Below are 25,006 nucleotides of genomic sequence, written 5' to 3'. Positions count from 1 at the left end.
CAACCACCAGCGGCGTCACAGCATGCCCAGCACGTCTTCGAAGGCGGCTTCCGCTGCGCCGAGGAGCTTCAGATCTGTTCCCAGGCTGGATTTTTGGATGCGCACCCCGCCCATGGCGCGGCTCACCATGCTGCGCCCGCGCACCTGCTCGGCGACCCGGTTGACGGCCGCGTCCGGCAACGCCGTGAACAGGTCGCCGAGCACCACCAGTTCCGGGCCGAGGATGTTCACGACATTGACCAGACCGAGGGTCAGCCAGTCCAGGTACTCGTCGAGGAGATCCCCGTAATCGCCCTGCAGGGAACGCAGTTCGGCGACGATCGTGCCGCGTGGGCCGTGCTCGGGCAGGCCGAGCGCCCGGCACAGGGCGGCCTCGCCCACCTCGGTCTCCCAGCACCCCTCGTTACCGCAGTGACAGGTGCGGCCGCCCGGCCGGACCGTCATATGTCCGATCTCGCCGAGGTATCCGGCGGATCCGCGCAGCAGCGCGCCCTGTGCGATCAGTCCGCCGCCCACCCCGACGTCGGCGGAGACGAAGACCGCGTCGGAGGCGCCGCGTCCCGATCCGCGCATGAGCTCGGCGAGCGCACCGAATTCGGCATCGTTGCCGACCACGACCGGCAATCCCAGGCATGCGCCCATGCGCTGCCCGAGCGCCACCTCATCCCAGTCCAGGTTCGCGGCCGTGTGCACGTGCCCGTCGGAGCGGCGCACCACCCCCGGCACGGAGATCCCCGCCGCCATCGGGCTCACCCCCAGGTCGGCCGCGAGCAACGCCGCCGACTCCGCGACATGCGTCATCACCTCGTGCGGATCCCGTTGCCGCCCATGCAGATTCCAGCTGTTGCGGCCCAGGATCTGCCCGCCGAAACCCACCAGCGCGATCCCGGCCCGCTCCACCTGCACATCGACCGCCAGCACCACGGCGGCCTGCGGCTGCGGCAGCACCAGCAGCGACGGCCGCCCCGCGCCCCGGGCCAGCCGAGGCACCTTCTCCTCCACCAGCCCGGTCTCGGCGAGCCCGTCCACCAGCATCTTGATGGTGGACCGGTTCAAGCCGAGCTCGGTGGCCAACGCCGCCCGGGTGGCCGGGCCGCCGATATGCAGCAGCCGCAGGAGGCTGGACCGGTTGAAGCGGCGCACCTCGTCCGGTCGGGCGACGGTCATGGACTCAGGAATACCATTGCCGCACCGGACCGCACGGCACCGGCACTCGGCGCTTCACGCCCGCTCATCGTGGCGCCGCCGCGGCGCGCCGCCGGGAGACGGCATCGACGGTCGCGGCCAGCAGTAGCACCAGGCCGGTGACGATGGAGACCACGGCCGCCGGTTGTTCGAGCAGACCGAGCCCGTTGGACACCACGGCCAGCACCGCACCGCCGATCACGGCGTCGGCGACCCTGCCCTTGCCGCCGAACAGCGAGGTCCCGCCGATCACCGCCGCACCGACCGCGAACAGCAGCGTGTTCAGGCCGCCCGCCTGCGGGTCGACCGAACCCACCTTCGACGAGTAGATGATCGCGCCGACCGCCGCACAGGACGAGGAGATGACGAAAACGCTTGCGCGGAGCTGGGTTACATTGATGCCCGCACGACGCGCCGCCTCGGCGTTGCCACCGACGGCATAGAGGTGACGGCCGTACGTGGTGCGGTTGAGCACGAAGGTTCCGGCCACGAGCAGCGCCAGCACGATCGGCACCACATACGGCACCCCGGAGATCTCGATCAGCTTGCTCGGCGAGCGGTTGACGGTGAGCAGAATGGTGACCACCACCGCGAAACCGGTGAGCGCCAGCACTTTCGCCACGACCAGCGGCGTCGGCGCGGTGACCAGGCCACGTCTGCGCCGCAGCAGGTGCCCGCCCAGCGTGACCGCCGCATAGCCGCCCGCCGCCACCACGCACAGCAGCCAACTGCCGAGTGTGGACAGATTGCCGTTGGCCACCTGATCGAGCACCCGCGACGAACTGATGCCCAGCACCCCGCCCTCGCCGATGAGCTGGAGAATCACGCCCTGCCAGGCCAGGAACAGTGCCAGCGTCACCACGAAGGACGGCATGCCGATCTTGGCGATCAGAAAACCGGTGATGCAGCCGATGGCCGCGCCCACGCACACCGCGAGCAGCATCTCCACCCACGGATTCGCCTCGAAACCGATGAGCGTCAACGCGATCCCGAGCAGTGACAGCGCCACTCCCGGCCAGATCCGCAGCAGCGCCGCCAGCACCGCGCCGAGCACCATGAGCGCGTTGAAGATGAAGAACACCGTGGACCCCATGCCGGACATGAGGTTTCCGTTCTCCACGAAATGCAGCGCCAGCACCGCCGCCGCCACCCCGGACGCGGTGCCCGCCGACAGATCGATCTCACCGATCAGCAGCACGTAGACGATGCCGATGGCGATGACGGTCTGTCCCGCGCCCTGCGCCAGCAGATTCGCGATGTTGTTGAGCGAGAAGAACACATCCGACAGCACCGAGAACAGCACCACCAGCGCGACCAGCCCGAGAATGGCCGGGAGCGAACCGATATCGCCCGACCGCAGCCGGGTCACGTACTCGCCCAGCGCTTCCCGGCTGGACATGCTGGTGGTGTCGATACCGAAGTCGGCGACGGCCTCGGCGGGCTTGGCCGGCGACTGATCCGAAATCTGGCTCATACCAGTGACTTCCTTGCTCACAGCGCCGCCGCCTCCGGTCGCGCCAAGCCGAGATCGCCGGAGCGGCCCGCGGTGATCAGCTCCACCACCTGCCCGTGCGTGACCTCGGCGGTGCGCACCTGGGCGGCGGTCCGCCCCAGGTACAGCACCGCGATCCGGTCCGCGACCTCGAAGACGTCGGCCAGGTTGTGGCTGATCAGCACCACGCCCAGGCCCTGTTCGGCCAAGCGCCGCACCAGATCCAGCACCTGCCGGGTCTGCGCCACGCCCAGCGCCGCCGTGGGCTCGTCCAGCAGCACCAGATTGCTGTTCCAGAGCACGGCTTTCGCGATCGCCACCGTCTGCCGCTGCCCACCGGACAGCGAGGACACCGGCGTGCGCACGGATTTCACCGTGCGCACCCCCAGCGATGCCAGCGTGCGGCGAGCCGCCTCCTCCATACTCGCCTCGTCCAGCAGCCACGGTTTCCCGCGTTCGCGGCCGAGGAACATATTGGCCACGATGTCGAGATTGTCAGCGAGGGCGAGATCCTGGTAGACGACCTCGATACCCAGCGCCGCGGCGTCTTTGGGCCCGCGCAGGTGCACGGGCTCGCCACGGAAGCGGACCTCACCGGAGTCGGCGGCGTGGATTCCGGCCACGCACTTCACCAGGGTGGTCTTGCCCGCGCCGTTGTCGCCGACGAGGGCGGTGACCTGACCGGCGGGGACGGTGAGTTCCACGTCGTGCAGGACGTGCACCGCGCCGAAACTCTTGTTCAAGCCGGTGATCTGGAGTAGCGGCTCACTCATGTCAGACCCTCAGCCGATGCCGAGTTCGGTGCAGGCGGACGCGGTGTCGCCCGAGCAGATGTCGGCGGCCTTCACATAACCGGTCTCGGTCACCTTCTTCACATCCGCGCGGATGATCGTCTGCGGCTGCAGCAGTATGGATTTCACGTCGCGCTTGCCCTTGGGGTCCTGACTCACGCCCTGCGCGAGGGCATCCGCGGCGGCGGTGTCGCCCTTGGCCAGTGCCACAGCGAGTTTCGCGGCGGCCTGCGCCTCGTCACGGATGGGCTTGAACACGGTCATGTACTGGTCGCCGCGCAGCACCGCCTTGAGGCCGTCGGCGGTGGCGTCCTGGCCGGTGACCGGCACCTTGCCATTGAGGCCGTTCTTCTTCAGCACCGTGATCACCGCGCCCGCGAGACCGTCGTTGGCGGCCACCACGCCGTCGACGCGGCCCTGATTGCCGGTGAGGATCTGCTCGAAGGTGGTGCCGCCCTTCTGGTTGTCCCAGCCGTCGATGGGCTGGCTGCGGACCAGTTTCAGCGCGCCGGAGTCGTAGAGCGGCTTGAGCACCTTCTGCTGGCCCTCGTAGAAGAGGGTGGCGTTGTTGTCGGTGGGCGCGCCCTCGATCTCGATGACCTCCGCGCCCTGCTTGGCCTTCAGTGCGTCGGCCAGGCTCTGGCCCTGGAGTTCGCCGACCTTCACATTGTCGAAAGACACGTAGTAGTCGGAGGATCCGCCGAGATTGAGGCGGTCGTAGTCGATGGTGGGGATGCCCGCGCGCTTGGCCTTGGCGGCGACGGCGCCACCCACCTCGCTGTTGATCGAGGCGATGATGAGCACCTTCACGCCCTTGGCGATCATGCCGTCGGCGTGGGTGCTGAACTTCTGCACGTCACCCTGGGCGTTCTGCACGTCCGCGGCGAAACCCTCGGCGCGCAGGGCTTCCTGGAGCATGGGTTTGTCGAAGGTTTCCCAGCGGGCGGAGGTGGCGGTCTCCGGCAGGATCACACCGACCGTGCCGTTCGCGCCGCCGCCGGACGGCGAACCACCCGAATCATCACTGCTGGAATTGGATCCGCACGCCGTCAGCGTCAGCACGCCGACCATCGCCGCTGCTGCGGCGGTATATCCCAGCCGTCGCCGACGGCCGGAATTTCGCTGCGGGAGCAGGCTTTTCGTCCTCATCACGGTGACCTTCCCGAACCACGGCCAGGCCGTACGGGGGGACCGGCATGGCCGCGTATCCATATGTTGTGGGCAACAACATATGCGAGAAGGCGGTGGCCCGAGACCGGAATCACACAAACCGGTCAGACCGAAATGCCAACGGGCCGACCGGCGTCCCCAACGACACCGATCGGCCCGCGCCGGAAACCGCTGCTACAGCTTGCTCAGCGGCGACTTGTCCGAGGAACCGGATACGGCCTTGTACAGCAGGTACAGGCCGAACACGACCGCGCTGATGAGCAGGATCGGGAACAGGCCCTTGATGAGCGCTCCGATGATCGCCAGCGCGATCCACACGACGGCGACGACGCCGATGATCTTCCAAAGCATTGCAGCCTCCCTGGTCTCCGGACCGCCGTCAATGCGATCCGTCTCCTCCATCCTGAACCCTGCACGACGGAAAATCACCAGGTCAACGCCAATATCGGGGGAAATCTCAGGGTTGTCCCCGAGACCGCCGCACCGAATCCCGACCGGGTGCCACCACCCTCAGGGCAGCAGCACGACCTTCCCGCCGGCATGCCCGGACCGGACGAACTCATGCGCCGCGGCGGCCTCGGCCAGCGGATACGTGGCCACGACGGCCACCTCCAGCTTGCCCGCCGACAGCAGTTCGAACAGTTCCCGCCAGGCCCTGCCGCGAATCTCGACACCCATATCGCCTCCGGGTCCGGACCCGAGCGCCTTGAATCCGTCCGCCGCGGCCCGTTCGAACGCGACGATCGTGGCGATCCGCTGCCGGTCGGCCACCAGCTCGAGCGAAACATCCACGGCCTCATCGGTTCCGGCCGTGTCTATGGCGGCGTCCACGCCGTCCGGCGCGAGCGCCCGCACCCGATCCGCCAGGCCGGGACCGTAGGCGACGGGTTCCACCCCGTGCGCCCGCAACCGCTCGTGCCGGCTCGGGGACGCCGTACCGATCACCCGGGCGCCCCGTGCCACCGCCAACTGCGCGGCGAGCGATCCGACACTGCCCGCCGCACCGTGGATCAGCACCGTGTCCCCGGTCCGCACAGTCGTGGCGGCCAGCGCGTGCACGGCGGTGCTGCCGGTGGCAAGCACCCCGGCCGCGGTCTCCCAGCCGATGCCCGCGGGTTTGGGAACAACCTTCTGCGCGGCCACATTCAGCGCCGTCGCATAGGTGCCCGCACCCCGCAGCGCCACCTCGTCGCCCACCCGAATCGGCCCGGCGGGCCCCTCGGCCCCCTCCCCCACCGCGGTCACCACACCCGCGGCCTCCACGCCGAGCCGCAACGGCAATGCCGCGGGATCGGTGCCGAACACCCCGCTGTACTGCTTGTAATCGAAGGGGTTGACGCCGGCGGCCCGCACCTCGACCGTGACCTCCCCGGGCCCGGGAGCAGGAACCTCCACCTCACGCGAAGCCAGTACTTCGGGACCGCCGTACTCGGTAGCAACAATCGCAGTAGCCATAAGACGAGGAACCTACCGCCACCCCACTCGATTCCCCACGCACGAATCCCTACGGGTTGGCGCGGTACCGTTCGTCGGCCAGATCGGTGAGCGCCTGCGCCCAGCCGTCCAGCCGGTCCGCGGCGTCGCGGAGATGCACCATGGCCCACCCGAGATCATCGGCGATGGCGGCGCTCTCCGGTACGGCGAGCACCTTCGCGGCGGCGGCCACCATCGATTCGAATTCGACCACGCCGGCGTCCAGGCGGCCCGCGACGGCCTGGACGTGGATTGTCAGCGGCGCATTCCGCGGTCCCAGGGCCTCGGCGGCGCGTTCCATGGCGACCAGGTCGTCGGAGAGTGCGTGCAGCGCGGCCGAACCGGACGCGGCCGTCTCGAGGGTGTCGGTCAAATCGTCGGCGGGTAGTCGACCGGAGCGGGCGATCTGCGCGCCCAGACCGTGCAACGCTCGCTCGGCTCTGATCAGCCGGGAAATCGAGGCGCGCGCGGCAGAGCGGATCGGTGGCATCTTGCGCGGCACGAAGGCCGCCTGCGGCAGCGGCTCCTTCCGCATCTGCAGGTACTTCTTGGCGGTGACCGCGGTGCCGGTGACCAGTGCGACCGCACCGCCACCCACCACGATGACAGCCCAGGCGGGCGCCGAAATCAGCACCAGGCCAACGGTTCCCACGGTCGTCACGCCGCCCGCGGTGCCGAGCCGCAGACTACGCCGACGGGTCCGCCGCCGACGCCGCAGCTCCCGCTCCCGCGGATCAGCCCACTTCCGCACCGCCACCAGGGCCTGCTCCCCCATCCCCCGCAACGTATCCGGCAGCCGCCGCGCCAACTCCTCGGGCTCGACCCCGGTGGGCGCGAGCGCTTCCCGCACAGCCCGACCGGCACGACCGCTCAACGTCTCCCGGGAACCGGCGTCCTGCCCGCCGTGGGGCGTGCCCGCATTTGCCGCATCCGCCCGACCGGAATCGAACCCGCCGGGAATCCCGTAGGCGCCCAGCGGATCCCACGCACCGGTTCCCGCATACGTGCCTTCCGCACGACCGCGCCTGCGTGCACCGGTCTCGCGGTCGTTGCCGGCGGATGCGGTCTCACCACGTCTGCTTCGCGGCGTCGGAGGCGTTCCGAACGCCTCACCAGCGCGGGCCTCCGGGGCGGCTCCGTGCCCGACTCCGCCGACAGCCGGATCGACCTTGTCGTCGAAATACCCGGGCGGATAACCGACCTGTGGGTACCGAGCGGATGGCGAATATGCGCTCGGCTGATCGAATCTCGCGCCATCGTTCGCCGAGGTGGCGTGTCCGTACGCCGTCCGACCACCCGCCGCATAGCCTTCGGCACCACCGCGCCAGTCCGATTCGCCACGCGGCTCGACCGCGACAGGGGGTTCCGTGTGCGACTCGTCCGAACAGGCCGCCGCCGAGCCCTCCCTACCGGCAGCCTCACCCGTGGTCGCGGGCTTGCGCCGCCACAGCCGCTTGGTCGGCTTCGATGGGACGGTGTCGAAGGGGGCAGCTGCGTTGTGGGCACCGAGATCAGCCGGGGACGGATCGGGCGAAGGGTCTACAGACGCCTGCCGACCTCCGACGGGTGTCAGCGGAATTGTTGTGGAACTGACACGGCCGGTGGGCAGCTCAGTGTTGGGCCGCGCGGCCGACGCACCGGGGACAGCGCGAGATCCGTGGGGTGCTGCGGATATCGGATCGCCAGGTGCGTTCACGCGGCTACCGTAGCCGACCCCACCGACAGATTCGGGCGCGAACGGCGGCTGAGCACCGGGAGCGGGTGGGGACTGCGGCTGGGAGCTGGGCGTCGGTGAGAACCGCTGCGCCGGGGCGGAATTGGTGCCGGTCCAGCCGGAATACGCGGTCGCGCCGGGAGCTTCCGGGTGCGCGGCATGCTGCGGGTCGGCGGGAGCCGTTGCCGCGCTGAAGGATTGGGGCGCGGTGGCCGAGGCGTCCGGGGACGGTTCGGCCGGGGCGGGGAAGGGCGATGGGAAGAGGGCGGTGGGGTCGGTTGCCGGTTCGGTGCGGGTGCGGCGCAGGAAACGGGCAGGGGAGACCGCGGACCGGTTGTCTGTCCGCGATCTCCCCATCGTGCAATGCCTTTCGTGCAGCGCCTTGCTTACCGCCGGTTACTGCTGGGCGGCCTGGCCCTTGTTGATCTGCGGCTGGGCGGCCGGGTTCGGAACGGCCTGCTGCTGCGCCTGGCCACCGGCGGGCAGGGCGTCGCCGCGCATGGAGGCGCGGATCTGCTCGAGGCGGTTGTGGCCGGCCATCTGGATGGAGGCCTGCTGGACCTCCATCATGCGGCCCTGAACCGAATTGCCCGCGAGCTCGGCGGCACCGAGGGCGTTGGCGTAGCGGCGCTCGATCTTCTCGCGCACCGCGTCCAGGCTCGGCGTGGTGCCGGGGGCCGAGAGGGTGGAGTCCATCTGCTGCAGGGAGGCCGAGACCTGCTCCTGCATCTTGGCCTGCTCCAGCTGGGACAGCAGCTTGGTGCGCTCGGCGACCTTCTGCTGCAGCAGCATGGCGTTCTGCTCGACGGCCTTCTTGGCCTGGGCGGCAGCCTGCAGCGACTGGTCGTGCAGCACCTTCAGATCCTCGACCGCCTGCTCGGCGGTGACCAGCTGCGCGGCGAAAGCCTCGGCGGCGTTGGTGTACTGGATCGCCTTCTCGGTGTCGCCCGCACCGGCGGCCTGGTCGGCCAGCATGACCGCCTGGCGCGCATTGGCATTGAGCTTCTCGACCTCGTCGAGCTGCCGGTTCAGCTTCATCTCCAGCTGGCGCTGGTTGCCGATGACCGACGCGGCCTGCTGGGACAGAGCCTGATGCTGGCGCTGAGCTTCCTCGATGGCCTGCTGGATCTGCACCTTCGGATCCGCATGCTCTTCGATCTTCGAGTCGAAGAGGGCCATCATGTACTTCCAGGCCTTCACGAACGGATTAGCCATCGATTGATCCCGCCTCCATGTGACGTGCCGCGTGCCTTCACACGACATGGTGCGCGACCGTCACGCACCCGGTTGTCCCTATCATCCACTGCCGCGCAGCAGCTGGACTCCGACAGCTGCTGCACGACGCCTCCGGCACGAAGCCTACAGAGAATTTATCCCTTTCGGCTCACGCGCACTGTGTTCACTTGGCGGCCACCAGCACCAATCGATCCGACTTGGGGGCCGGAATGACGATGCGGGGGCCGAAACCTCCCTCGGTGCCTCGCACGGCGTCGCCGTCGCCACCCTTGGGGGTGACCGCCGCCGAGGCCACGGCCAGCGCCGGATTCGCCTTGGCCGCAGACACATTCGCCTTGACGCCGGCCACGCTCGCCTTGGCGTTCCGGGCCGGCACCGGTACCGCGATGGGCACCGCGCGCTCACGCGCCTGATCGGCGTCGGCCATGGCGGCGCTCACATCGAAGAGCACCTGCGACAGCGGCACATCCAGTGCCTGGCAGATGGCGGCCAGCAGCTCGCTGGAGGCTTCCTTGCGCCCGCGCTCGACTTCGGACAGATAGCCCAGGCTCACTCGCGCGGAGGTCGAGACCTCGCGCAGAGTCCGGCTCTGGGCGACCCGAGCGCGCCGCAGGCTTTCCCCGATCGCTTCTCGCAGCAGCGTCATCTCGTTCTCCTCACACTCGTCTCGCCGGACCCAGCGTCTGACTGGTCAACGTCCGGCGTCGGCCCCGCGTTCCCGAGTCTTTCACCCACCGCTGACACTGCGGACGAGTTCGGTTACAGCAGCGCGGGCCGCGCTCACCCTGATCGTCCACCGGTCTCCCGCGAGTTTCAACCGGATGACCTCGGTGCCCTCCGGTCCGGCGATACCCAGGAATACCGTTCCTACCTCGCGTCCGTCCTGCGGATCGGGTCCGGCGACGCCGGTGAGCCCGACGCCCCAGTCCGCGCCGCAGCGTGTGCGGGCACCCACCGCCAGTTGTTCGGCGGTGCTTGCCGCCACCGGTCCGTCGCTGGTCAGAGTGTCCGCACTCACATCGGCGAGGGAGTGCTTGAGGTCGGTGGCGTAGACGATCAGTCCACCCCGCAACACCGCGCTGGCACCCGGAATTCCCGCGATGGCGGCGGCCAGCAGACCCGCGGTGAGCGATTCCGCGGTGGCCACGGTCTGCCCGGCGGATTTGAGCGCGGCCACCAGTTCGGCGGCGGGCACGGCGGCCGTCAGCGGATCGTTCGGCGCGAGCACCGCGCCGGAGGTCTCGGGTGTGCCGGGCTCAGGCGGCACGGCGGCCGCCGGGCGAACCGAACCAGAGCCGGGCCGCCTGGGCCACATAGTCGAGACCGGTGACCACCGTCAGCACCACGGCCACATACATCAAAGCCATTCCCGCCGAAGCGAATCCGCCCGACAGCGGCAGCAGCAGCACGCCGATGGCCACCGACTGCACCAGTGTCTTGAGTTTGCCGCCGCGCCCGGCCGGGATCACTCCGCGCCGCACGACCGCCAGCCGCAGCAGGGTCACCCCGAGTTCGCGGGCCACGATCACGATGGTCATCCACCAGGGCAGATCGCCCAGCATGGACAGTCCGACCAGGGCGGCGCCGATCAGCGCCTTGTCCGCGATGGGATCGGCGAGCTTGCCGAAATCGGTGACCAGCCCGTACTTGCGGGCCAGTTGCCCGTCGATGCGGTCGGTGATGGCGGCGACGCCGAACAGCGCGGCCGCGGCCCACCGCCACTCGGTGTCGTGCCCGCCGCCGGCGAACAACGCCATGAGGAATATCGGCACGATGACGATCCGCAGCACGGTCAGCACATTGGCGATGTTCATCAGCGGCACGGCCGCCGGTTCCACCAATCCCGCCGGCTCCGGAGGGCCCGCGGCGGCGAACCCGGATCGCGCCGGAGCGGCCTCGGCCCAGCGCCCTTCCACCTCGTCACGCTGCACGGTCACCAGCACCCCCGCCAGCCGTCGAACCGGCCATGGTTCCCGGACCATTCCGGTATGCGAGGGGACTGGATGTGCGACACACCGACAAGCCTATCGGTACCGGGGCCGACTACTGTGCACCCCATGACAACACGGGTGCCCCACAGTGGTTCGGTCGACGGCGGGACGGCGGCCGAGCCGATCGTTCGCCGCGCCCGAACCTCTGACGTGCCCGCCATCAAACACCTCATCGACATCTACGCCGGCCGGATTCTGCTGGAGAAGAACCTGGTCACGCTGTACGAATCCGTTCAGGAGTTCTGGGTCGCCGAGCGCGACGGGCAACTGCTCGGCTGCGGCGCGCTGCACGTGCTGTGGGCCGACCTCGGTGAGGTGCGCACGGTGGCCGTGCATCCCGATATCAAGGGCACGGGCGCAGGCGCGCTGCTGGTCAACCAGCTGATCACGGTGGCTCGCGAGCTGGAGTTGAAGCGGCTGTTCGTGCTGACCTTCGAGGTGGATTTCTTCAGTCGGCACGGCTTCGTGGAGATCGAGGGCACGCCCGTCACCGCCGAGGTGTACGCCGAGATGTGCCGGTCCTACGACACCGGTGTCGCCGAATTCCTCGATCTCAGCTACGTGAAGCCGAATACCCTCGGCAACACCCGAATGCTGTTGACGCTCTGACCCATTCACCGATTCCCGAACAGAAAGCGTGATCCGTGGCTGTTTTCGCCGTGCACTACACCTACTCCGACACCACCGTCGAGTCCCGCAACGAGCATCGCCCGGCGCATCGGGCGTGGCTGAACAACCTGGTGGACGAGGGTGTCGTCCTGACCAGCGGCCCGAACGCCGATGGTTCGGGCGCGCTCATCCTGGTGCGCCTGGACAGCCTGGACAGCGTCGAGAAGCTGTTCACCGAGGACCCGTTCGCGCAGCAGAACCTGCTCGAGGCCGTGCGCATCGTCGAGTGGCTGCCCACCATGGGCGCTTTCGCCGAATAGTTCCCGGACAGCTCAGCCGTAGAGCTTCGCGTCGGCCCGCGCCAACTGCCGCTTCCCCACCAGCTTCCACAGGATGCGGATCGGCGCGGGCACATCCTTCAGGAACAGCCGCCGTTCCTCGGGGGTGGCGTTGTCCAGAATTCGGCTGAGGGTCAGCAACCGCTTGCTCTTGGCCGTCTTGGCGAGCCCGTGCTCCCCCAGCCGGTTCCACTCCGCGGCGGTGATGTGCCGCGCGACGATCGGCAGCAGTTCGGTCTCCTCCACGGTCATGTGCTCGTCCAGCACCTTGGCGAGTTCCTCGAGCCGCCCGGCCAGATCCTCGCGATAGACGCCGAGATCGGCGGTGACCAGCGGCAACAGTGTGGTCACCTGCCGCACCAGCTCATCGACCTGCCCGTGCTGATCGGCCATGAGCTGGATGCGGGCCGCATCCTCCGGCGCTCGCTCCCGTAGTAGCGGCCACAGCAATTCGTCCTCCCCGCTGTGGTGAATGTGCAAGGTGTCCATCAGATCCCGCACGTGGTCGGTGACGATCCCGATCCGCCCGTGATCACCGGCCCGCAGCCCGCGCACCAGTCCGGGCGCGGCTGCCAGTCCTTTACGAAATCCCCGGTGTATGACCGCCATCTGCCCGATGGCCGGTGCCTGCACAGTTGTCCCCACGTCCCCACTCCTCCCAATGGTGGTGTCCGTCGACATGCTCCCAGCCGGGAATCCGCGCTGGATCGCATTCGAATAATCGTCACCGGTTCCGCGGGGGCTGGCAAGCGGATACTCTGGATTTCGATACACATATGTATGGGAGCATGTGATGGCCGGTTTCGATGTCGTCGTTCGGGGTGGATCGGTATACGACGGCACGGGCGCCGCGCCCGTGTCCAGCGACGTGGGGGTGCGCGACGGCACGATCGTCGCGATCGAACCGAACCTGCCGGACGGGCGGCGCACCATCGACGCCACCGGCACCTGGGTGATCCCGGGAATGATCGACGTGCACACCCACTACGACGCCGAGGTGCTGACCAGCCCTGGACTAGGAGAGTCGGCACGACACGGCGTCACCGCGGTTGTGTTCGGAAACTGTTCACTGTCAACGGTTTTCGCCGAAGCCGAGGATTGCGCCGATATGTTCGCCCGGGTCGAGGCGCTGCCGTGGGACGTGGTGAACGACGCGGTGAAGGAGCACCGGACCTGGACCGATCCGCGCTCCTACGCCGAGGCCATCCGGTCCAAGCCGCTCGGTATCAATGTCGCGGCGTTCATCGGGCACTCCGACATCCGGGTCGCCGTCATGGGTTTGGGCCGGGCCGTGCACGCCGATGTGCGGCCGAGCGCGTCCGAGCTGGATCGGATGGCGGCCATGCTCGAGCAGGCGCTGGACGCCGGATTCGTGGGGCTCTCCACCATTCGGAGTTCCTTCTCCAAGCTGGAGGGTAAGCGTTTCCCGACCCGGCAGCTGCCGTCGACGTATGCCACGTGGGCCGAGTATCGGCGGTTGAATACTGTTCTGCGCACCCGGAATCGGGTGCATCAGAGCACACCGAACCTCACCTCCCGGGTCGAGATGGTGCGGTACTTCGCACAGAGCGCCGGGCGGCTGTTCCGCCGCAGGCCGTTGAAGACCTCACTGCTCTCGGCAGCCGATATCAAGGCCGACCGCACGGTGGCGCGGGCGGCCGTGGGTGCGGCGTGGGCGGCCAATCGGCTCGGCGGGGCGAACCTGCGATGGCAGCATCTGCCGGTCCCGTTCGAGGTCTACGCCGACGGCATCGATCTGGTGATCTTCGAGGAATTCGGTTCGGGCTCAGCGGCTTTGAATATTCGCGAGGTGCTCGCCCGCAATGAGCTGCTGGCGGATGAGCAGTACCGCCGTAGTTTCCGCAAGGATCTGTCCAAGCGCTTCGGCCCGCGCGTCTGGCACCGCGATCTCGCCGACGCCGAGATCGTGGGCTGTCCCGACGCCGCCGTCGTCGGCAAGTCCTTCGCCGATATCGCCGCCGAGCGCGGCATCACCGCCCCCGACGCCCTCCTCGATCTGACCGTCGAACACGGCGACAAACTCCGCTGGCGCACCACCATCGCCAATGATCGCGACGATGTCCTGGACTGGCTGCAGACCTCCCCCATGGTGCAGATCGGTTTCGCGGATTCCGGTGCGCACCTGCGCAATATGGCCTTCTACAACGCCAACCTCCGGCTGCTCGAACGCGTCCATGCCCGCGGCTTCATGCCCCTGGAACAGGCCGTGCACCGGGTCACCGCCGAACTGGCCGACTGGTACGGTCTCGACGCCGGTCGCCTCGCCGTGGGCAAGCGCGCCGACCTCGCCGTCATCGACCCGGCCGGATTCGACGGCAGCAGTGGACGATACGCCGAATCCCGATTCCCCGGCACCGGCGTGCACCGCATGGTCAATCGCAACGACGCGGCGGTGGCCGCCACCATGGTCGGCGGCCATATCGTCTACGAGTACGGCGAATTCGCGCCCGGCTTCGGCAGCACCCTGCACGCGGGAACGTTCCTCACCGCGTCGTGACCTCATAAATGCCCGAAGCCAGATCGAGGGCATCGAGCGTCCGCGCCGCCGCTTCCTCCACCCCGATGTAGGGCGGCGCGGGCGGGGTGGGGTGATACGTTCCGGGACCGTAGAACTGGCCGTACCGGAGCACCACCCCGTTCGCCGCCAGTACGGCCTCCTCCAGAAATTCCTTGGCGGCCAGGCTCTCTCCGCTCATCTCCCACGCGACACTCTGGGCAACGAACCGTGCGGCACCGGCGGCACGAGCCGCCGCCAGCAGATTCGTCGTGCCCTCCCGCCGGATACGAGCATTCGCCACCCGCCCTTCCGGCAGCCGATCCGGATCATCGGGAAGATCGGTGAGCTGATGCATCACCAGATCCGGCCCGTATGCGGCAACGGCCGCGGCGAGCCCCACCGCATCGAACGCGTCGCACACCACAGGCTCCGCTCCCGCGGCGGCAATCGCCCCCGCCTTCCCCGGCGAGCGAGTCATCCCGGCCACCTCATGGCCCGCCGCAACAAGCAACGGCACCAACCGAACTCCGAGCACGCCACTGGCGCCCGCCACAAATATCCGCATACTTACCGAGGCTAACGGGATGCCGCCTGCACCGCTGCGAGCAGGTCGTTGGCGGGCTGCGTGAGCGGGCCGAGGGCGTTGGGAGCCAAGGGAGGCATCGCGTCGATCGCGGAGCGCAGAGAGGTGACCGCCGCACCGGCGTCCGGGCTGACCGCCGCGAGAGCGTCGGCGGCCGCGGCGATGGGCTCGATGGCCGGCGGATCAGCCTGGGGCGCTGGGATGTTCGCCCCGGCGAGGGATGCGTCCGCCGGAGTCGAGTCGCCGCCGGAACCCAGCGCACCGCCGACAGCGCCGCCGATGACGGCTCCGCCGACCAGCCCGATCACATCGACGGGGATGGCCACTGCCAGCCCGCCGAGCAGGCAACCGGCCACGCCGCCGACCACCGCACCGACCGGGGCGCCCGCCCCCACCGTCGGGAGACCGCCGATGATGCCGCCCGCGATCGCGCCGACCGTCGCACCGACCCCGCATCCCACGATCTCCAGCGGAAAGACGACGACCTTGCCGATGGCGGCGCCGATGACTCCCCCGGCCACCGTCGCGGCGGTGCGGCGATCGGATTCGCCACCGGGCAGGCCGATTCCGTCGAATGCGGTGTCGATCTGCCGCTGCACACCGTCCACGTAATCCTGGGCCTGTTCCCGGAGCCGAGGGTCGAATCCCTCCGGCAGCCGGACAGTTTCGGAACCCACCCGCAAGACGCTGGAATCCGCTGCGGCAGTGCCGGATCCGAATGCGAGAAGGGCGGGTACCGCAGTCAATGCCGCGTAGGCGCGCAGGTCGGACACAGGCACATCCCTCGATCCGGCGAACCACCGTCGAGCCTCTCGGGAGCGGACCCGAACCTGCGATGGCCACGCTGCCCGCCGATCTTACTCCGAATGCGTTATCCACCAGGATGATTCGCCACACCGCCGCGGATGCCACGGCCGGGCAACCTGTCGGTTACACCGAAATCCACAGATTTACCAGGCATTTCGTGGGTATTCGCCTCCACAGAAAGGAGGCTCGAATGCCTTTCACCTTCCGCAAGAGTTTCACGATCTTCCCCGGTGTGCGCCTCAACATCAATCGCGGTTCCCTGTCGATCACCACCGGCGGGCGCGGCGGCCCCCGGCACACCACCAGCACCACCGGCCGGCAAACCACCTCCATGGATCTCCCCGGCCCCTTCGGCTGGCGTCGCACCCGCACTCGCCGCCGCAGGCGCTGACCGCCACGGGTTCACCACGTCGAATTCCCCTGTCACGTCCGATGTTCCGGCATCGAGACGTGGCGGGGCCTGCGGCCGCGATCAAAATCTAGCGCCGCTAGACAATCTATCGAGCCAATGTTATCGTTGCTCCAGCTTCTAGCGCTGCTAGATTACAAGAAGAGGGAAGCTGGAAATGCTCGTTGTCACCGGCCAGATCGTTGCCGCCTCCGCTGTTCTCGCCAATGCCGTCATCTACGGCACCGATGTGTGCGGTGCCGTGATCATGCGGTCGGTCTACCGCAAACTCGATGACGCGACCGTCACGATCAGCGCGGGGTGGGGGCACTACTACGGCGATCGGCGCATGCCCATCTTCGGCGCGGGCGGTGTGGTCGCCGCCGTCCTCACGCTGGTGATCGCACTGTGGGCCGGGCAGTTCGGCGCGGCCGTCGCCGCGGGGGTCGCGGTGGCGGCGCTGGCGACCTGGCTCGCCTTCTACGTCCGCGTCGCCAAGCCGATCAACACCCAGCAGACCACCGCCGCCCGGACCGGCATCATCCCCGCGAATGCCCGTGCGCTGCAGGACAGGTGGGACAGCATCCTGAAGTACCGCATCGCCCTGCAGTTCATCGCCGTCGCCGGCCTGTGCGCCGCCCTGATCCTGTTCTGATTCCGCAACACCGACGAGGGAGTACCCGACATGACCTTCACCGCCAACGAACAGCAGTTCCTCGCCGAGGCCGGAATCGGCCGCCTGGCCACCGTCTCACCCGACGGCGTCATCCAGAACAATCCGACCAACTATCGGGTGAACGCCGACGGCACCATCGATATCGGGGGCATGCGAATGCGCACCAGCCGGAAATTCCGCAACGTCGCGGGAGGCAGCCGGGTGTCCTTCGTCATCGACCAGCAGGTTTCCCTGGAGCCGTACGTAATTCGCGGCGTGGAAGTGCGCGGCGCCGCCGAGGTGCTCGACGACGAGGAACCACCGTTCCCGCACCAGGAACGCACGATCATCCGCATCCACCCCGACCGCGTCATCTCCTGGGGCATCGACGGCGGCCCCTTCGACTTCACCAGTCGCCGCACCCACGACGCGTAGCTCCGCCCGCAACTACGTATTTCACGAAGCGGTCATGTGCCCGACCCCGATCGTCCACCCGCGTAGTCGAACGCGGGTCTACCGTCGGCGTCGGTCGCATCTGGTGCCTGTCGCTGCGACCCGGTGGTCCCGGCGGTAGGTCGACGGATGAGCACCGCGCTCGCCGATGTCGCCGGAACCCCCTGTCCGGCGGCATTGCGCTGTGGTGGGCCTGCGTTCGTGATCAGGCACGCGCGGCCGGAGACCGGCTGGTGAGGTATCAGTGCTTCTTCTTGAAGGGCAGCGCCTGGACGATCAGCACGACGAGGGTGCCGACGACGAATCCGATGACCGCGGATGCGGCGGTGTTGGTCAGCCAGGCGAGCAGACCGCCGATGCCTTGGACGGCGTCGCGGACGGCTTCTTCGGCGTGGTGCACCAGTTCGTACGGGGAGTGCCAGCCGAGGGTGTCGGTGCCGGTGAGCAGGATGTGGCCGCCGACCCAGAGCATGGCGACCGTACCGATGATCGACAGGGCCGACAGCAGTTTGGGCATGCCGGTGACGAGACCGCGGCCGAGGACCTGCGCGAAGCGGGAGGAGCGCTGGGCCAACGCCAGGCCGACGTCGTCCATCTTCACGATGAGCCCGACGACGCCGTAGACCGCGGCGGTAATGACCAGGGCGACGATGATGAGGATGATCAGCCGGGGGAAGAAGGACTGGTGGGCAACCTCGTTGAGGGCGATCACCATGATCTCGGCGGACAGGATGAAATCGGTGCGGATGGCGCCCGCGGTCATCGACTTCTCGTCGGCGGCGGCGCCGGATTCGGGGCCGTGGCTGTCATGGTGCAGGAACCGGCCGAGTACCTTTTCGGCGCCTTCGAAACACAGGTAGGTGGCGCCGATCATCAGGATGGGCGTGAGCAGCCACGGCGCGAACTGGCTGAGGATCAGGGCGGCCGGGAGGATGAAGATCAGCTTGTTGCGCAGCGAGCCGATGGCGATCTTCTTGATCATCGGAAGTTCGCGGTCGGCGGTGATGCCGTGCACGTACTGCGGGGTCACGGCGGTGTCGTCGATGACCACACCGGCAGCCTTGGCGGTGGCGCGGCCGGTGGCCGCGCCGATGTCGTCGATGGAGGCTGCCGCGAGCCGGGCCAGCGCGGCCACGTCATCGAGGAGTCCGAACAGGCCTGCGCTCATGGTTGGCAGATTACCGGGCAGGCGACGGTGAGCACGAATGCCGGCCTTCGATCACATCGAGGCGGCGGGCCGTTTCGGCCCGGTCGCGATCGCGGTGCGACCTCGGGCCGCGGCGGGCTCGGCCCGATAGTCGGTCCGGCGTCAGCTCGCGGCGGCCAGCGCCCGCCACACCTTTCGAGATCGCGAACGAGCCTGCGGGGCCGCGTATTCGATTCGACGGCGGGCTTCGTGGACGCTGATCCGCAATAGGTCGGTCAATAGGTCCGCGGTGTCTCGATAGCCGGTGTCCGCGGCGAGACCACGGCGCTCGGCTTCGGCGACGGCCGCGCGCATGGCGGCGTCCAGCCGTTTGCGGCGGCGTTCGGTTTCGACGAGGGTGCGCAGCAGGTCGACATCGGCCAGGTCGGGCCATCCCGGTGCTGGAGCATTCGGCGCCAGCGCGGTCGAATGTGTGTTCACACGCAGCAGCCTACCCCAGGAATAGAACATATGTTCGACAAATCGGCGTGCCGGACGCGTCCGCGTCGGTGTCATCGTAGGGGTGCGGCGGCCTGTTCAGTGCTGCTGCGCGGCTTGATCGGTCGCGCACCGAGTTTCGGTCGTGCGGGTACGAGGAAGCAAGGCCCGGGTCACCTCGCGCGCGGCCCGGGTGCCGGACTCGATGGCGCCCTCGAAATAGCCCGCGTGGTCCTGCGCGCGTTCGGTGCCGGCCCAGTGGATATCGCCGACGGGGGTGGACAGCACCGGCGGCAGTCCGGCGGTGACGCCCGGATCGGCGAGCGCCGTGTAGCCGCCGCCCACGTATTCGTCCAGTTGCCAGGACTTTTCGTGCCAGCTGACCGGTTTCGAGACCTCGGGGCCGAGGTGGCGGGCGATCGCGTCGAGCACCGTCGTGGCGCGGGTGTCGGCGTCGAGGCGGTCGAGTTCGCGGGCCTGGGGGCCGCCGATGAGGATGCACAGGTGCCCCGGACCGCCGGGCGGGGTGGTGTCGAAGACGGCGCGGGCGGGAGCATCCAGTATCAAGAGCTCGCCACCGCGCCGCTCCCGCCAGAACGGGCGCTCGTAGACCGCGATCGCCTTGTACACCGATCCCATATAGGTGTTGTGGGCGAGCTCGGCATGCGCTCCGGACAGGGCGGGCGTGAAGGAGATCCGGTCGAGCAGCGGCGGCGGGACGGTGAGGATGACCTTCGCGGCCCGCACCACACCCGATGTGGTTCCCACGAGCACGCCGGTTTCGGTGCGCGTGATCGATACGACCTTGTGGCCCAGACGGATTCGCGCTCCGAGCTGATCGGCCAGGCGGTCGGCGAGGGTGCCGATCCACTGGCCGCCGAGGTCCACCCGGGAGCCGAGCGCGGTGGTCTCGCTCAGCGCCCGGCCGCCGAGGCGTTCGGCCGCCTCGAGCACGATCACGTCGATGTCGCTGCGGTGTAGTTCGCGGGCCGCGATCAGTCCCGAGAGTCCCGCGCCGACGACCACCACGGGGGCGTCCGCGTCTTCTCGCTGCGTCGGATGCTGGGGGTTCTCGTGCATCCTGGCTCCTTCCGGGCACCGGGTCATCACTAAGTCGTACAACCGACCGACTTTTTCAGTAAGCCACACCCCCGGCATCCGCGCAAGGGCCGGATCAGCGAGGTCGCGGATCCGCGTACCGAACCACCATGTCCACGGCGCGGTCGAGATCTCGCCGGGCCCGCTCGAGATCCGGATTCGCGACGTACTGCACGATCAGACCGTCCATCACCGCGAGTGACAGCCGCCCCAGCGTCTCGAAATCGACGGCGCAGCGCTCACCCGCCGCGCGCGCGGCCTGCTCACAGAACTCGGCGACCAGCGAGGTGTACTGCTCGTAGAGCAGTTGCGCCAACCCGCCCGGCCCCTCCGTCCGAGCGGAGTACATCGCCAGCTCGTACTGCATGATCTGCAAACCGATTTCGTGCTCGACCAGCGTGGTCCAGAAGTTGCCGACGCTGCGCCGCAGCGCATGCGTCACCCCCTGATCGACCTCTGCCCCGGCTCGCAGGGCGGCGGACACATCCGCGGCGACCGCACGGATAACCGCACGCAGCAACGCGTCCTTCGTCGCAAACACATAGTGCATGGTTCCCAGCGCGATATCCGACTCAGCGGCAACAGCCCGCAACGTGGTCCCGGCAACCCCGTCGGCGACGAGCACCCGAATCGCCGCCGCGACAATCTGCCCCTCACGCTCCGCCGCTTTGACGTAAGCCACCACAACCTCCTAGCACGAGATCTCGAGTTTCCCATGCCACCAGCACCGAAGCCGCTTCGTACGAGGCCCGGCGCCGCCGGGTCGCGAAGTCAGTCCGTCTCCAGGACGAAGAACAGAAACCCCAGGAACCGTTCACCGACGACTTCGCGAAACGACTCGGGAAACAGATCGCGAGCGGTCGGAGCGGGCGCTGGTTCACTGATGACGCCGATGCGAAATCCTGCCGCGGTGAAGGCGTCGGTCATCGCGTGGAGTGGCCGATCCCAGAACCTCAGCCGGGTGGTCTGACCACCCAGAGTCCATTCCTCGGTTCGATCGCGAGTCTGGAAATAGTCGGTTCGCGCCCCGGCGGAGCGCTCGGCGATCCAGATGGCGAAGGGATGCTCGACCGAGACGAGCAGTCGCCCGCCAGGCTTCAGAACGCGCCGCAGCTCCATCAGCGTAGGACCCCAGTCCTGCAGGTAGTGCAACACCAGCGAGGCGACAACGTCGTCGAATGCATTGTCGGGCAATGGCAGCGGGTCCACGAGATCGGCGACCCGCACATCCGCATCGGACCCCAGACGCCGCCGAGCCAGCTCCACCATCGCGGCGCTCGCATCGATTCCACTCACGCTCGCCCCACGATCACGCAACTCGGCGAACAGCGCACCCGAGCCGCAGCCCGCATCGAGAATCCGCCGCCCCGCTACGTCACCGGCGAGATCCAGCATCGCGGGCCGCTCGTAATAAGCGTTCAGCAGGCTGCTCTCGTTCTCGGCCGCATACCCCTCAGCGATGCCGTCATAGTCGTACGCCCGAGCGGAATCAGCGGGCAGCGCAGTACCTTCCGAAACTGGAGTCATGCACCCCATCCTGACACGCCAACACACGTATTCGCTGTAAACCCTTGCCGGACAGCAATTCTGGATCCTGATACGGGTTCGATCCCCAGTCCCCGAACACACCCCAGGATCAGTTCCGATTCGTACAAGCGATCGCTGCCCAACAGGGGCCAAAATCATCAGATGATCGAACGCATCCACCCCTATATCGACGGTGACGATCCGGCAGCTTCCGCGGACTTCTACTCCGGCGTGTTCGGCCTCGAGGTCGCCATGGAGGCCCCCGTCCTCGGATTGCGGGCACCAGGCAACCCGGCCGCACAGGTAATCGTACTGAAGCCCGGAACCGAAACCCCCACACCACGATTCGGCATCGACGTCGGCGATCCAGCCCTCGTGGACGCGGCCCACGCCGAAGCGGTACGCCGCGGGGCCAAGATCGTCTACCCCCTCACCGACGAGCCTTGGGGAGTCCGGCGATTCTTCGTCGAGGATCCGGGAGGGGCCGTGATCAACGTGCTGGCCCACAGGCAGTCAGTTCGCGCCGTCGAGCCACCGGGTCGTCGATAGTGGCACCATGATCGGCGGCAACGGAGTGGGCGGTTCGGGTTCGTGCTCCGGGCCCGCGGACAGGAACACGGCCAGACCGCCCGCGACGATGGCAACGGCCGCCACGGCACCCGCCACGACGCGCACCGGCCACAGCTGTCGGCCAGGTGGCTCGTTCAATCGGTCATTCCGAGCTTGCCGCACTCGATCTGAATCGTGCTCGCCGCCAGCCCGTTACGGCCCTCAACGCTGTTCTCGAACCGGGCATGGCGGCGGTTGTTTCGGGGTTGGGGTCGTGCGCGGGCTGCGGTCGAGGCGGATGTTCAGCCGAGGGGGTTGCGGCCGGGTTCGGCGTCGGTCATGTCGGTGATGCGTGACCAGTTGGCGGCTACCTCGTCGAGGGTGGGTGGCTGGGCGAACAGGACGGGCTTGTTGGCGAAGAGCTGGACGCGCTGGACCGAGCCGCCGCCGACGACGAGGACGGTGGCGGTGTCGGTGCACTCCTCGCTGACCAGGTAGCCGACCACCGGGGCGACGTGGGCGGGGGCGAGGTGTTCGAGGACTTCGGCGGGGGCGATGTCGGCGGTCATGCGGGTGGCGGCCAGGGGCGCAACGGCATTCGCGGTGATGTTGTATTTGCGGCCCTCGATGGCGAGGGTGTTGATCAGGCCCACCAGGCCGAGTTTGGCCGCGCCGTAGTTGGCCTGGCCGAAGTTGCCGTACAGGCCGGAGGTGGAGGTGGCCACCACGACGCGACCGAAGCCCTGTTCGCGGAAGTAGGGCCAGGCGGCGCGGGTGACGTGGTAGCCGCCGGACAGGTGAACCTGCTGGACGGCGTTCCACTGGTCGGTGGTCATCTTGTGGAAGGACGTGTCGCGCAGGATGCCCGCGTTGTTCACCACGCCGTGCACGGCGCCGAAGGCGTCGACGGCCGTTTTGATCAGGGACTGGGCGCCCTCTTCGGTGGCGACGCTGTCGTAGTTGGCGACGGCCGTGCCGCCGGCGGCGCGGATCTCCTCCACCACCGAGTCGGCCATGGTGGTGCCCGCGCCGGAGCCGTCCCGTGCGCCACCCAGGTCGTTGACCACGACCAGCGCGCCCTCGCTCGCCAGCAGTTTGGCGTACTCGCGGCCCAGGCCGCCGCCCGCGCCGGTGACGATGACGACCCGATCGGTTACTCCGGGCATGGTTCTCCTTACAGTGCGACGGCTCGCGCAATCGCGCGGTTACCGCTGGTGTCGGGATTGACAGCGTATAGGGTTCGGCAAGCACCTCGCCCGTGTGATCCCTGCCGGGTTCAGCGCGGGAAGCGAAGCTCGCCGTGCCAGGGGCGAATTCGTTCGAAGGCCGCGGCCAGGGTCAGGACGGTGTCGTCGCGGAAGCGCGGTGCCGCGATCTGCAGGCCGACCGGAAAGCCCGCGGGTGTCATACCCGCCGGGACCGAAATGGCCGGGCTGCCCGTGTAGTTGAACGGATGGGTCAGGCACCAGCCGAGGACCGGGTCGACGGGTTCGTCGTCGATGGTGGTCGGGCCGACGGTCCAGCCGTCGGTGGCATTGGGCACGGCGGCGACTCCGGTGGTCGGGGTGATGATGGCGTCGTACCGGTCGAAGATCGCGGCGAGGGCGTCGAAGATCGCGGTGCGGAGGAATTGGTCGCGGCGGGTGTCGGCGGTGGTGAAGGTGGTCGCGCGCTCGGTGGCTTCGCGCAGGTGCGGGGGCAGCGTCTCCCAGGAGACGGCGCGCAGGTCGAGGCCGGCGTCGCGGAAGGTTTCGATGAGGCCGATCATGGCCGAGCCGGTGCAGCGCAGCCACAGGTCGGTGACCTCGGTGTGGGAGGCGGGCAGGGTGAAGTCGGGCTGTTCGACCACCACTCCCGCGGATTCGAGGGCGTGGGCGGCGGTGTCGATCACCGCGGCGACATCGGCGGCGACGGGGAAGCCGCCGAGGGTGGGCAGGTAGGCGACGCGCAGACCCCGTGCGGGTTGGAAGATGGCCTCCCGGAAGGACTTCACCGGTAGCGGCACGCTGCCGGGGTCGCGGGCGTCGAAGCCGGCCATGGCCTCGAGCATGAGCGCGCAGTCCTCGACCGACCGGGCCAGCGGTCCGTTGCCCATGAACGGGTTGAAGGCGAAGAAGGCGTCGGGACGGACCACCCCGGCCAGCAGACCGAAACTGGGTTTGAGCCCGACCACGCCGCACAGTGCGGCGGGAATGCGCACCGATCCCCCGCCGTCGGAACCCTGGGCCAGCGCGCACATCCCGGCGGCGACCGCGGCCGCGCTGCCGCCCGAGGATCCGCCGGCATTGTGCCCGGCGGCGAAGGGGGTGCTGGTCGGGCCGTACAGCCGGTTGTCGGTGGTGGCCTTGTGCCCGAACTCGGGGGTGTTGGTCTTGCCGAGGATGATCGCCCCGAGTTGCTCGAGACGGCTCACATGCGGCGCGGTCTCCTCGGGCACATAGCCCGCGAATTCGGTGACGCCGAAGGTGTTCGGCACGCCCTCCAGAAAGTCGAACAGATCCTTCACCGCGATCGGGACGCCGTGCAGCGGCCCGCGCACCCGGCCTTCGCTCACCTCCCGCTCGGCCACCTTCGCCGCGGCGCGGGCGCGGTCGGCCAGCACCGTGACATAGGCGTTGAGTGCGGGGTTCACCGCGTCGATACGCGCGAGGTACGCGTCGACGACCTCCACGGGCGACACCCGCCGGGCGCGGATCCGCTGGGCTAGTTCGGTGGCGGGCAGAAGGACCAGATCTGTGGCACAGGCATCGGACATGCTGGCACACGGTAGCGGCGAAACATGCTGAAGGTGAGCCTTTTTCAGGT

29 protein-coding genes are annotated in these 25,006 nt (G+C 68.5%); 7 read left to right on the top strand and 22 right to left on the bottom strand.

The features are described from left to right. Positions 1–15: 15 nt before the first annotated feature. The 11 genes from JK358_RS31130 to pgsA form a co-directional block, all read right to left on the bottom strand. On the bottom strand, positions 16–1,167 hold the full coding sequence (locus JK358_RS31130; RefSeq protein WP_201954734.1) for an ROK family transcriptional regulator: 1,152 nt from the start codon (positions 1,165–1,167) through the stop codon (positions 16–18). Positions 1,168–1,231: 64 nt separating this feature from the next. After that, entirely contained in the window at positions 1,232–2,659 is a 1,428-nt protein-coding gene (locus JK358_RS31125; RefSeq protein ID WP_201954733.1) for a sugar ABC transporter permease, read from the bottom strand. A gap of 17 nt (positions 2,660–2,676) precedes the next feature. Then, entirely contained in the window at positions 2,677–3,450 is a 774-nt protein-coding gene (locus JK358_RS31120) for an ATP-binding cassette domain-containing protein (protein ID WP_201954732.1), read from the bottom strand. A gap of 9 nt (positions 3,451–3,459) precedes the next feature. Further along, positions 3,460–4,617 carry a sugar ABC transporter substrate-binding protein gene (locus JK358_RS31115; RefSeq protein WP_201954731.1) on the bottom strand — a complete coding sequence of 386 codons (1,158 nt, stop codon included), beginning with the start codon at positions 4,615–4,617 and terminating at the stop codon, positions 3,460–3,462. Positions 4,618–4,812: 195 nt separating this feature from the next. Next, on the bottom strand, positions 4,813–4,989 hold the full coding sequence (locus tag JK358_RS31110) for a hypothetical protein (RefSeq protein WP_201954730.1): 177 nt from the start codon (positions 4,987–4,989) through the stop codon (positions 4,813–4,815). A 159-nt stretch (positions 4,990–5,148) separates the two neighbouring features. Continuing rightward, complete coding sequence (locus JK358_RS31105) at positions 5,149–6,093, bottom strand: NADP-dependent oxidoreductase (RefSeq protein ID WP_201954729.1); 945 nt, start codon at positions 6,091–6,093, stop codon at positions 5,149–5,151. A gap of 49 nt (positions 6,094–6,142) precedes the next feature. Then, on the bottom strand, positions 6,143–6,961 hold the full coding sequence (gene pspM / locus JK358_RS31100) for a phage shock envelope stress response protein PspM (protein ID WP_307817823.1): 819 nt from the start codon (positions 6,959–6,961) through the stop codon (positions 6,143–6,145). 1,260 nt (positions 6,962–8,221) lie between these two features. Next, positions 8,222–9,040 (bottom strand): PspA/IM30 family protein, encoded by an 819-nt coding sequence (locus JK358_RS31095; protein WP_201954728.1) that lies wholly within the window; start codon positions 9,038–9,040, stop codon positions 8,222–8,224. 184 nt (positions 9,041–9,224) lie between these two features. Next, a complete protein-coding gene (locus JK358_RS31090; RefSeq protein WP_201954727.1) occupies positions 9,225–9,707 on the bottom strand; it encodes a helix-turn-helix domain-containing protein in 483 nt (160 codons plus the stop codon). 81 nt (positions 9,708–9,788) lie between these two features. Beyond that, complete coding sequence (locus tag JK358_RS31085) at positions 9,789–10,328, bottom strand: CinA family protein (RefSeq protein ID WP_372440762.1); 540 nt, start codon at positions 10,326–10,328, stop codon at positions 9,789–9,791. Beyond that, the gene (pgsA, locus tag JK358_RS31080) at positions 10,318–11,043 is read right to left on the bottom strand and encodes a CDP-diacylglycerol--glycerol-3-phosphate 3-phosphatidyltransferase (protein ID WP_201954725.1); all 726 of its coding nucleotides are present in this window, start codon (positions 11,041–11,043) and stop codon (positions 10,318–10,320) included. Before pgsA ends, JK358_RS31085 begins: the two co-directional genes overlap by 11 nt. A gap of 75 nt (positions 11,044–11,118) precedes the next feature. Here pgsA and JK358_RS31075 point away from each other — a divergent pair, with 75 nt between their 5' ends. Then, the gene (locus JK358_RS31075) at positions 11,119–11,661 is read left to right on the top strand and encodes an amino-acid N-acetyltransferase (protein ID WP_201954724.1); all 543 of its coding nucleotides are present in this window, start codon (positions 11,119–11,121) and stop codon (positions 11,659–11,661) included. Between the two features lie 35 nt (positions 11,662–11,696). Next, a complete protein-coding gene (locus JK358_RS31070; RefSeq protein ID WP_201954723.1) occupies positions 11,697–11,981 on the top strand; it encodes a YciI family protein in 285 nt (94 codons plus the stop codon). Positions 11,982–11,993: 12 nt separating this feature from the next. Here the strand turns inward: JK358_RS31070 and JK358_RS31065 are convergent, their stop codons facing one another. Next, entirely contained in the window at positions 11,994–12,644 is a 651-nt protein-coding gene (locus tag JK358_RS31065) for a hemerythrin domain-containing protein (RefSeq protein ID WP_201954722.1), read from the bottom strand. A 148-nt stretch (positions 12,645–12,792) separates the two neighbouring features. Between JK358_RS31065 and JK358_RS31060 the strand changes: the two genes are divergently transcribed. Next, positions 12,793–14,517: an N-acyl-D-amino-acid deacylase family protein gene (locus JK358_RS31060; RefSeq protein ID WP_201954721.1), complete on the top strand. Its 1,725-nt coding sequence runs from the start codon at positions 12,793–12,795 to the stop codon at positions 14,515–14,517. Here JK358_RS31060 and JK358_RS31055 read toward each other — a convergent pair. Continuing rightward, positions 14,504–15,082 (bottom strand): NAD-dependent epimerase/dehydratase family protein, encoded by a 579-nt coding sequence (locus JK358_RS31055; RefSeq protein WP_201954720.1) that lies wholly within the window; start codon positions 15,080–15,082, stop codon positions 14,504–14,506. The genes JK358_RS31060 and JK358_RS31055 overlap by 14 nt on opposite strands. An 11-nt stretch (positions 15,083–15,093) precedes the next feature. Continuing rightward, the gene (locus tag JK358_RS31050) at positions 15,094–15,777 is read right to left on the bottom strand and encodes a hypothetical protein (RefSeq protein WP_201954719.1); all 684 of its coding nucleotides are present in this window, start codon (positions 15,775–15,777) and stop codon (positions 15,094–15,096) included. Positions 15,778–16,097: 320 nt separating this feature from the next. On the opposite strand from JK358_RS31050, the gene JK358_RS31045 reads away from it, so the two are divergent. The 3 genes from JK358_RS31045 (at position 16,098) to JK358_RS31035 (ending at position 17,385) form a co-directional block, all read left to right on the top strand. Continuing rightward, positions 16,098–16,298 carry a DUF4236 domain-containing protein gene (locus tag JK358_RS31045; RefSeq protein WP_201954718.1) on the top strand — a complete coding sequence of 67 codons (201 nt, stop codon included), beginning with the start codon at positions 16,098–16,100 and terminating at the stop codon, positions 16,296–16,298. A gap of 175 nt (positions 16,299–16,473) precedes the next feature. Further along, positions 16,474–16,950, top strand: coding sequence for a DUF1772 domain-containing protein (locus tag JK358_RS31040; RefSeq protein WP_201954717.1), 477 nt, complete (start codon positions 16,474–16,476; stop codon positions 16,948–16,950). 30 nt (positions 16,951–16,980) lie between these two features. Continuing rightward, entirely contained in the window at positions 16,981–17,385 is a 405-nt protein-coding gene (locus tag JK358_RS31035) for a PPOX class F420-dependent oxidoreductase (RefSeq protein ID WP_201954716.1), read from the top strand. A gap of 259 nt (positions 17,386–17,644) precedes the next feature. Here JK358_RS31035 and JK358_RS31030 read toward each other — a convergent pair whose 3' ends face one another. The 5 genes from JK358_RS31030 to JK358_RS31010 all read right to left on the bottom strand — a co-directional run bounded on the left by JK358_RS31030 (position 17,645) and on the right by JK358_RS31010 (position 21,679). Further along, entirely contained in the window at positions 17,645–18,571 is a 927-nt protein-coding gene (locus JK358_RS31030) for a DUF808 domain-containing protein (protein ID WP_201954715.1), read from the bottom strand. A 141-nt stretch (positions 18,572–18,712) separates the two neighbouring features. Continuing rightward, entirely contained in the window at positions 18,713–19,030 is a 318-nt protein-coding gene (locus tag JK358_RS31025; protein WP_307817822.1) for a DUF222 domain-containing protein, read from the bottom strand. A 96-nt stretch (positions 19,031–19,126) separates the two neighbouring features. Continuing rightward, a complete protein-coding gene (locus JK358_RS31020; protein WP_201954713.1) occupies positions 19,127–20,107 on the bottom strand; it encodes a flavin monoamine oxidase family protein in 981 nt (326 codons plus the stop codon). Between the two features lie 94 nt (positions 20,108–20,201). Next, entirely contained in the window at positions 20,202–20,807 is a 606-nt protein-coding gene (locus JK358_RS31015) for a TetR/AcrR family transcriptional regulator (RefSeq protein ID WP_201954712.1), read from the bottom strand. 89 nt (positions 20,808–20,896) lie between these two features. Next, the gene (locus JK358_RS31010; protein WP_307817821.1) at positions 20,897–21,679 is read right to left on the bottom strand and encodes a class I SAM-dependent methyltransferase; all 783 of its coding nucleotides are present in this window, start codon (positions 21,677–21,679) and stop codon (positions 20,897–20,899) included. Between the two features lie 135 nt (positions 21,680–21,814). On the opposite strand from JK358_RS31010, the gene JK358_RS31005 reads away from it, so the two are divergent. Next, positions 21,815–22,201: a VOC family protein gene (locus tag JK358_RS31005; protein ID WP_201954711.1), complete on the top strand. Its 387-nt coding sequence runs from the start codon at positions 21,815–21,817 to the stop codon at positions 22,199–22,201. Here the strand turns inward: JK358_RS31005 and JK358_RS31000 are convergent. From JK358_RS31000 to JK358_RS30990, 3 genes are all read right to left on the bottom strand, one after another. Next, complete coding sequence (locus JK358_RS31000) at positions 22,166–22,360, bottom strand: hypothetical protein (protein WP_201954710.1); 195 nt, start codon at positions 22,358–22,360, stop codon at positions 22,166–22,168. The two genes, JK358_RS31005 and JK358_RS31000, sit on opposite strands and share 36 nt — an antisense overlap. A 143-nt stretch (positions 22,361–22,503) precedes the next feature. Further along, positions 22,504–23,367, bottom strand: coding sequence for an SDR family oxidoreductase (locus tag JK358_RS30995; protein WP_201954709.1), 864 nt, complete (start codon positions 23,365–23,367; stop codon positions 22,504–22,506). Between the two features lie 110 nt (positions 23,368–23,477). Further along, positions 23,478–24,956 (bottom strand): amidase, encoded by a 1,479-nt coding sequence (locus JK358_RS30990; protein WP_201954708.1) that lies wholly within the window; start codon positions 24,954–24,956, stop codon positions 23,478–23,480. Between the last annotated feature and the right edge of the window lie 50 nt (positions 24,957–25,006).

Origin of the sequence: Nocardia acididurans (assembly GCF_016741815.1) — a bacterium.
In the GTDB taxonomy this organism is placed as follows: domain Bacteria; phylum Actinomycetota; class Actinomycetes; order Mycobacteriales; family Mycobacteriaceae; genus Nocardia; species Nocardia acididurans.
This window is presented reverse-complemented; position numbering and strand designations above follow the sequence as displayed.

What these genes read in the sequence shown, in the direction of transcription:
- JK358_RS31130 (WP_201954734.1), bottom strand. Translation starts at nt 1,167, where the DNA reads ATGACCGTCGCCCGACCGGACGAGGTGCGCCGCTTCAACCGGTCCAGC.
- JK358_RS31125 (WP_201954733.1), bottom strand. Translation starts at nt 2,659, where the DNA reads ATGAGCCAGATTTCGGATCAGTCGCCGGCCAAGCCCGCCGAGGCCGTC.
- JK358_RS31120 (WP_201954732.1), bottom strand. Translation starts at nt 3,450, where the DNA reads ATGAGTGAGCCGCTACTCCAGATCACCGGCTTGAACAAGAGTTTCGGC.
- JK358_RS31115 (WP_201954731.1), bottom strand. Translation starts at nt 4,617, where the DNA reads ATGAGGACGAAAAGCCTGCTCCCGCAGCGAAATTCCGGCCGTCGGCGA.
- JK358_RS31110 (WP_201954730.1), bottom strand. Translation starts at nt 4,989, where the DNA reads ATGCTTTGGAAGATCATCGGCGTCGTCGCCGTCGTGTGGATCGCGCTG.
- JK358_RS31105 (WP_201954729.1), bottom strand. Translation starts at nt 6,093, where the DNA reads ATGGCTACTGCGATTGTTGCTACCGAGTACGGCGGTCCCGAAGTACTG.
- JK358_RS31095 (WP_201954728.1), bottom strand. Translation starts at nt 9,040, where the DNA reads ATGGCTAATCCGTTCGTGAAGGCCTGGAAGTACATGATGGCCCTCTTC.
- JK358_RS31090 (WP_201954727.1), bottom strand. Translation starts at nt 9,707, where the DNA reads ATGACGCTGCTGCGAGAAGCGATCGGGGAAAGCCTGCGGCGCGCTCGG.
- pgsA (WP_201954725.1), bottom strand. Translation starts at nt 11,043, where the DNA reads ATGGTCCGGGAACCATGGCCGGTTCGACGGCTGGCGGGGGTGCTGGTG.
- JK358_RS31075 (WP_201954724.1), top strand. Translation starts at nt 11,119, where the DNA reads ATGACAACACGGGTGCCCCACAGTGGTTCGGTCGACGGCGGGACGGCG.
- JK358_RS31060 (WP_201954721.1), top strand. Translation starts at nt 12,793, where the DNA reads ATGGCCGGTTTCGATGTCGTCGTTCGGGGTGGATCGGTATACGACGGC.
- JK358_RS31055 (WP_201954720.1), bottom strand. Translation starts at nt 15,082, where the DNA reads ATGCGGATATTTGTGGCGGGCGCCAGTGGCGTGCTCGGAGTTCGGTTG.
- JK358_RS31045 (WP_201954718.1), top strand. Translation starts at nt 16,098, where the DNA reads ATGCCTTTCACCTTCCGCAAGAGTTTCACGATCTTCCCCGGTGTGCGC.
- JK358_RS31040 (WP_201954717.1), top strand. Translation starts at nt 16,474, where the DNA reads ATGCTCGTTGTCACCGGCCAGATCGTTGCCGCCTCCGCTGTTCTCGCC.
- JK358_RS31035 (WP_201954716.1), top strand. Translation starts at nt 16,981, where the DNA reads ATGACCTTCACCGCCAACGAACAGCAGTTCCTCGCCGAGGCCGGAATC.
- JK358_RS31030 (WP_201954715.1), bottom strand. Translation starts at nt 18,571, where the DNA reads ATGAGCGCAGGCCTGTTCGGACTCCTCGATGACGTGGCCGCGCTGGCC.
- JK358_RS31020 (WP_201954713.1), bottom strand. Translation starts at nt 20,107, where the DNA reads ATGCACGAGAACCCCCAGCATCCGACGCAGCGAGAAGACGCGGACGCC.
- JK358_RS31005 (WP_201954711.1), top strand. Translation starts at nt 21,815, where the DNA reads ATGATCGAACGCATCCACCCCTATATCGACGGTGACGATCCGGCAGCT.
- JK358_RS30995 (WP_201954709.1), bottom strand. Translation starts at nt 23,367, where the DNA reads ATGCCCGGAGTAACCGATCGGGTCGTCATCGTCACCGGCGCGGGCGGC.
- JK358_RS30990 (WP_201954708.1), bottom strand. Translation starts at nt 24,956, where the DNA reads ATGTCCGATGCCTGTGCCACAGATCTGGTCCTTCTGCCCGCCACCGAA.